Raw genomic sequence first — 1,014 nt, 5'->3', positions numbered from 1 at the left:
TGACTAACGAGACGTCACCTGCGTTAAGCGGCAGTATTGATGACCCAACTGCGACTGTGATTGTGACGGTCAATGCGGTTGAATACACCGCAGTGAATAATGAAAATGGGACCTGGAGTTTAGCGGCCGATACTTTACCTGACTTAACCGAAGGGGATGTTGAAGTAAGTGTGTCTGCGAGTGATGAGGCCGGCCATAGCGACAGTGCAACAACAACCATTGAGATTGATACCACCGCACCAGTGGTCAGCGTCGATTCAATTATTACCAATGATACAACTCCTGCGATCACCGGTACGATTGATGATCCCACGGCAGATGTTGTGGTTACTATCAATGATATTGAATATACAGCAACCAACAATGCTAATGGTACGTGGACATTAGCGGATAATACTTTACCTGCACTGGATGATGGTGAAACCATTATTACCGTCACTGCTTCAGATGCGGCAGGTAATAGCGCGACAAACACCGGTACGGTTGAAGTAGATACGACTGGCTTAAACGTGAGTATTGATGCGTTAGTGACTAACGAGACGTCACCTGCGTTAAGCGGCAGTATTGATGACCCAACTGCGACTGTGATTGTGACGGTCAATGCGGTTGAATACACCGCAGTGAATAACGAAAATGGAACCTGGAGTTTAGCGGCTGATACTTTACCTGACTTAATCGAAGGGGATGTTGAAGTAAGTGTGTCTGCGAGTGATGAAGCCGGCCATAGCGACAGCGCAACAACAACCATTGAGATTGATACCACCGCACCAGTGGTCAGCGTCGATTCAATTATTACTACCAATAACACACCGATGTTAACGGGTAGTGTTGACGATGCGATAGCAGTGGTTGTAGTGACGGTTAATGATATTGAATATACAGCAACGAACAATACTAATGGCACGTGGACATTAGCGGATAACGAATTAGCAGCACTGACTGAGGGTGACATCGCAGTAAGTGTGGTGGCAACGGATACGGCGAATAACAGCAGTGACGCTGCAACCGGCACCA

Annotated in this window: 1 protein-coding gene; it reads left to right on the top strand. The window is 47.1% G+C overall.

Annotated elements, in window-relative coordinates; translation table 11 throughout:
* The coding region (locus tag OW492_RS16905; protein WP_290041697.1) for an Ig-like domain-containing protein at positions 1–1,014 on the top strand (1,014 nt) is incomplete at both ends.

Origin of the sequence: Psychromonas sp. 14N.309.X.WAT.B.A12 (assembly GCF_030397575.1) — a bacterium.
In the GTDB taxonomy this organism is placed as follows: Bacteria; Pseudomonadota; Gammaproteobacteria; order Enterobacterales; family Psychromonadaceae; genus Psychromonas.
Note: the sequence above shows the minus strand (reverse complement) of the source record. Positions and strands in the feature narration are given on the sequence as shown.